The sequence below is a fragment of the Aminobacter sp. P4_D5 genome, assembly GCF_056401815.1.
This window is the reverse complement of the sequence record NZ_JBFUIP010001039.1, coordinates 1-596: the sequence shown is the minus strand read 5'-3', so window position 1 is coordinate 596 and position 596 is coordinate 1. Positions and strand designations below refer to the sequence as shown.

General features: G+C 71.3%; 1 pseudogene. It reads left to right on the top strand.

The features are described 5' to 3' along the window. Nucleotides 1–596, top strand: a pseudogene (locus tag AC1DWF_RS36535) (hypothetical protein); the annotation flags it as partial.

The following is a 596-nucleotide window of genomic DNA, read 5'->3' as shown; positions in this document are numbered from 1 at the left end:
TCACGGCGGGGCACGCGGATGGGCTGGCCGCCATCTGCATCTCCGGCGGCAACATCGCGCTTTTCGCCGACCACGCGGACCGCGCCGGCCTCGCCTTCGCGCCGCTGACGCCGGAGACCGAGGCCGCGCTGCACGCGACGCTGCCGGACTACATCTCCATCCACAATCCGATCGACATCACCGCGCTCGGGCTGGAGGAGCCGAAGCTGCATGCGGCGGCGCTGCGGCTGGCGGCGCAGGATGCGACCGTGAAGACGCTCATCCCCATCCTGACGAGTGCGGTGGACTACACCTCGGTCTGCACCATGCTGGCCGAGATCCACGCCGAGGGCGGCGCGCCGATGATCGCGCTCTGGACCGGCGGCTCCATGGAGACGCGCTCGCCGGAGATCCTGCACACCGCCGGTATCCCGATCTTCCGCTCCTCCGGCCTGCTGGCGCGCTGCCTCGCGCAGCTGCGCCGCGCAAGACCTTCTCCCATGGGAGAGATGCCGACAGCGCCGATCGAAGCGCCTCCGGACGGCGCGACCGAGGCGGAATCCCTCGCCTTCCTGGAGCAGGCCGGCATCCCCGTCCCGCCCTTCGAGGCCTGCGAC